We start from the raw sequence: 4,724 nt of genomic DNA, 5'->3' as shown, positions 1-4,724 counted from the left end.
TCGCCTTTATCGGCGTGTTCACCACGCGCACCAACAGTTGCTTTTGACGCACTCCCACCCCCCCGCCGGTTCCCCGGTGGCGTCTTCGCCTCCGGGGAACCGGCTGCGAGCCCGCGCCGCATGGGCGGCCGTCGCCCTCCAGTTCCGCGCCACGCCCGTCGGCGCCTCCCTGCTGTTCGGCGTGACCGTGGCAGTCGGGGTGACACCGGCCGCCACCGCCTGGCTCGCCAAGCTGCTCTTCGACGAACTCGGCCGCGGTTCGCACGCCGACGCGCGGCACGCCGTCACTCTCGGCATCGCCACGGCCACGCTGGGCGCACTCTCCGCCGTACTGCTGCAACTGGCCGCATACCTCGACGAGTTGGTACGCAGACGACTCGTCGTCGAAGTCGAACGGACCCTGTTCGCCAAGGTCGACGAGTTCCACGGACTGAGGCGCTTCGAGGATCCCGCGTTCCACGACCGGCTACGGCTCGCCCAACAGGCCTCGGAGGACGCACCGCACAACATCACCATGTTCACCCAGGAGGCCGTACGTTCGGTGGCCGCGATCAGCGGCTTCACCGGAGCCCTGCTCGCCGTCTGGCCACCGATGGTGGGCCTGCTGTTCCTGGTCGGCGCCGCCGCACTGCTGGCCCGGCTCTCGCTGGCCCGCCGCCAGGTGGTGGTCTGGGAGCTGACCTCGGCCCGGCTGCGCCGGCACCTCTTCTACCGCTCACTGCTCACCGACCCCCGCGCCGCCAAGGAGATCCGGCTGTTCGGCCTCGGCGGCTTCCTGAACGGCCGGCTGGTCCGCGCGCTGAGCGACGCCACCGAGGCCGAGCTCGCGGTGGCCCGGCGCGGAGCCCTGGTGCAATCGGCCTTCGCCGCGCTCAACGCCCTGGTCGCCGGCCTCGGTACAGTCGTCGTGATCGCGGGCGCGGCCCGCGGCAGATTCACGGTCGGCGACGTGACGCTGTTCATCGCCGCCGCCGCGGGAGTGCAGGGGGCGTTCACCGGGATCGTGCTGCAGGCCGGATCGGCCGCGGAGGGAGTCCGGCTCTTCGGCCACTATCTCGATCTGCTTGACACCCCCGACGACCTGCCCCGGGGCGAGGCTCCCGCGCCGGCACTCACCGGACGAATCGAACTGCGGGACGTCTGGTTCCGCTACGACACCTCCGGCCCCTGGGTACTGCGCGGGGTGAACCTGACCGTCCCCGCAGGCACCGCGATGGGCCTGGTGGGCCGCAACGGCGCCGGCAAGAGCACCCTCATCAAACTGCTCTGCCGCTTCTACGACCCCGAGCGCGGCGCGATCCTCTGGGACGGCACCGACATCCGGACCATGGACGTGGCCGAGCTGCGCCACCGGATCGGCGTCACATTCCAGGACTACATGACATACGACCTCACGGCGGCCGAGAACATCGGCATCGGTGATCTGCCGCACCGCGAAGACCTGGAGCGGATCCGCGACAGCGCGGCGCTCGCCGGCATCGACACGACCCTGCGGAACCTCCCCGCCGGATACGAGACCCAGCTCAGCCGGGTCCACCTCGACGAGGAGGACGGCACCCCCGGGATCACCCTCTCCGGCGGCCAGTGGCAACGGGTCGCGCTGGCCCGCTCGCTCATGCGCGGCAACGCCGATCTGCTGATCCTGGACGAGCCCAGCTCCGGCCTGGACCCGGAGGCCGAACACGAAGTGCACCGCACACTCAGCCACCATCGCCGGGGACGGACCGCGCTGCTGGTCTCGCACCGGCTCGGAGCCCTGCGCGAGGCGGACACCATCGCCGTGCTGGTGGACGGCAGGATCGCCGAACTCGGCTCCCACGACGAGCTGATGGCCCTGGGCGATGGACACTACGCCCGGCTGTTCGGCCTGCAGGCCGCGGGTTACACCGAGAGGGGCAACCGGACCAGGACCACGGAGGCGGCCACATGAGCCGCCTGAAACGGAAGGCGGTCACATGACGGGTATCGGGCGGACAACGGTGGCGATGGCAGCGGGCGCTGGCATGCTGCTCCTTTCCGTACGCGTACTGCGTTCACGCATCGCGCTCATCAGGGTCACCGGGTCGAGCATGGCCCCGACCTTCGCGGACGGCGACCGGCTGCTGGTCCGCCGCACCACGCGCGTGCGGCGCGGCGACGCGGTGGTCTTCCGCAACCCCCTCCCCTTCGCCAACGGCGACGAACCGCTGGCCTGGCTGGTCAAGCGGGTCTCCGCCCTGCCCGGCGATCCCGTGCCACCCGACGTGCGCGACATCGTCGGGGCCCCGGACGGCGGACTGGTGCCGTCAGGTTCACTGATCGTCCGCGGCGACGCCGCCCGCACACAGGATTCCCGCCACTTCGGCTACGTCCCCGAGTCGTCCCTGCTCGGCGTAGTGCTCACCCGCCCAACTGTTCTCGTTCGGAGTCCCGTTCGACCGCTCCCGAATGCGGCCGACTGACTCCGCCCGGAGGGCAGCCGGCATCGGGGATGCTCGGAGAACCTCCATTGACTGCATCCACCTGCCGGATGCCTGACCCACGCGATAAACCGCGGTTCACGGCGGTGTCCGCTCGGCACGCTTACGGCCTCCCCCACGATAAATGCCACGAGTGGCTCTCACCTCCCTGGAAGGACCGGGCCAGAGGCAATGTAGCCCCGAGTCGACACGAGCAACAGTGGTCACTTTCGCCTCCAGTCTCCCCAGGGAAACCGGAAGCAATCAGTCAACTTTCTTACCCTTGCGCTCAGTTGGAATGACCACATAGCTTCTGCCCCGGCCGGACCTCACCCATGGTCCGGTCTTCACCCCTACGACGGAGGTCCACGATGACCCGTGTGATCGGCACGATGGGCGACAAGCTGCTGAGCAAGCTGCTGAAGGAGGAGCGCGCAGGCGCCTGCGTTCCGGAGGCCGGCCGGTTCTGCAAGTGCGTGAACCACGTCCGGTACATCATCACCTGCCTCGGACCCTGCGCGAAGAGCGGCACCTGCTGACCCACGCCCCATCCCATGCCACCAAGTCCGCCGTGTCAGGTAACCACGAGGTAGTCATGAGGGTTATCCCCGGGGTGGAACAGCTCAGTCGCGGCACGGCTGAAGACCGGTTCCGCTTCACCTGTGACGGCGTGTGCGTCAAGCACACCGTCACACGGCGATGACGTGCTCCGGCCCAACTGCCGGTTACTCGGAGGAGACTTCTCCTCCGGGTAACCGGCTGCGAGCCCGCGCCGCATGGGCGGCCGTCGCCCTCCAGTTCCGCGTCGCGGGCGTCGTCGCCGCCGACTTCCACCATCAGCTCGGGCTCCACCAGCGTGAGGTTCAGCGTCTCCCGGCTGCCCAACCCAGCCCAGGACGTTGTGTTGCTACCCATCGCCGACAGTCGGCGATGCGCGGTCGCCGTCCGAACTTGGCCAACCACTGGCGGCTTTCCGTTTCCGGGACCCTGCTGCGCGGCCTGTGCCCGCACGCTCCGCCGGAACTGGAGAAGCTCGTCGCCCGACTCCTGGCCAGGACCCGGCGGATCGCCCGGCGAACGCCGGACAAGTCGCGGGCATCCTGTACAGATCAACGAGCGCTGCTACTTGCCCGGCTTGAACGCGCCTTCCGCCGGGTGCGCGAACGCCCCCACCGTGGTCTTCTTCCCGGCCGAAGTCCCCTTGAGCGCGAGCTGCCCGCCCATCACCCGTAAGTCCAGGTAGAAGCGCACCACGCCCCGCTCGGCCTTCAGGCCGTGGATGCGGGCGTCGATGTAGCCGAGCTGGTTCAGCTTCTGCCTCACCTGAATCGTGGTGGGCTTGTTCAGGCCAATCAGCGCCTGGGTAATGCGTTTGCCATGCTCACGGCCCTCACACGCCTCCACTCCACTCAGCTCAGGCTGCTCAGGCGTAGCAGTGGGGGACGGCACGTCCGTGGGCGGCTTCTCGTCCACCGGCAGCATCTCACTCGGCCCCGTGGGCGGATGCTCACCCGGGCCCGGATCATCCGACTCCGCCGCCGGGGCATCCGGCACGCATGGCGCACCCACCCGCTCCAGCATCTTCATAGACGCAACCTGCGCATCCGGGCTCGGGCTGGTAGCCACCGCCTGCGCGCCCACGCTGCCTGCGGTGTCCTGCTTCCGTTTACCGGCCTGCTCGCTGCCGCACGCAGCCAGCGCCACAACCGCGAGCACTGCCGCCCCCACGCCCGTAAGAACTCTGTTCAGCGTCATGAACACAGGCTCACAGCACAGTCTGCCATCGCGCATGAGCACGCGTACTCATGCGCGATGGCAGGCCCCGCAGAGGCGTGGTCGGGGGCCGGGCATCCCCCTCAGTGCACCCTGCCGCCCTCTGCCCCGGAGAAGAAGGTGGTAGGACACCGAGTTCTCCGGGCCCGGCGCGCGACCCGGTTCGAGATGTTCGTGACGCCGGAGCGGCTGAATGCCTGGTACCTGGAGTCCAGGCTGGTGAACATGGTCACTCCCGGCAGGGAGGACAACGTCCGGGTGGCCATGACCGTACGCGAGGCCATCTACCGGCTCGTCACCAACCGCCGTCTCGGCGAGAAGTTCGACCAGGAGGCGTTCGACGCGGTGAACACCGCCGCGCGCACGACTCCTGTGACGCCCCAGCTCACCCTGACCGGGCGGCTCACCGACGCGACTCCGGAGCAGGCGCTGGCGACCGTCGCCAGGCAGGCCGAAGGCGCGCACCCGCACCACCGGGTTGGGGCCTTCGGGCAGCCCGCTCAGTACACGGGA

5 protein-coding genes are annotated in these 4,724 nt (G+C 69.3%); 4 read left to right on the top strand and 1 reads right to left on the bottom strand.

What is annotated here, in order from left to right:
- The first annotated feature begins 76 nt into the window (after positions 1-76).
- The 3 genes from AB0915_RS38320 (at position 77) to AB0915_RS38310 (ending at position 2,977) form a co-directional block, all read left to right on the top strand.
- Entirely contained in the window at positions 77-1,930 is a 1,854-nt protein-coding gene (locus AB0915_RS38320) for an ABC transporter ATP-binding protein (RefSeq protein WP_366695914.1), read from the top strand.
- A 55-nt stretch (positions 1,931-1,985) separates the two neighbouring features.
- Positions 1,986-2,441: a S26 family signal peptidase gene (locus tag AB0915_RS38315; protein ID WP_366695912.1), complete on the top strand. Its 456-nt coding sequence runs from the start codon at positions 1,986-1,988 to the stop codon at positions 2,439-2,441.
- 368 nt (positions 2,442-2,809) lie between these two features.
- A complete protein-coding gene (locus tag AB0915_RS38310; protein ID WP_366695910.1) occupies positions 2,810-2,977 on the top strand; it encodes a hypothetical protein in 168 nt (55 codons plus the stop codon).
- Between the two features lie 583 nt (positions 2,978-3,560).
- On the opposite strand, the gene AB0915_RS38305 is transcribed toward AB0915_RS38310, so the two are convergent.
- Positions 3,561-4,193 (bottom strand): hypothetical protein, encoded by a 633-nt coding sequence (locus AB0915_RS38305; protein WP_366695908.1) that lies wholly within the window; start codon positions 4,191-4,193, stop codon positions 3,561-3,563.
- A gap of 57 nt (positions 4,194-4,250) precedes the next feature.
- Here AB0915_RS38305 and AB0915_RS38300 point away from each other — a divergent pair.
- On the top strand, positions 4,251-4,724 hold a 474-nt coding region (locus AB0915_RS38300; RefSeq protein WP_366695906.1), incomplete at its 3' end, for an ABATE domain-containing protein.

The organism is Streptomyces sp. NPDC048411 (assembly GCF_040704695.1).
GTDB lineage: Bacteria > Actinomycetota > Actinomycetes > Streptomycetales > Streptomycetaceae > Streptomyces.
Note: the sequence above shows the minus strand (reverse complement) of the source record. Positions and strands in the feature narration are given on the sequence as shown.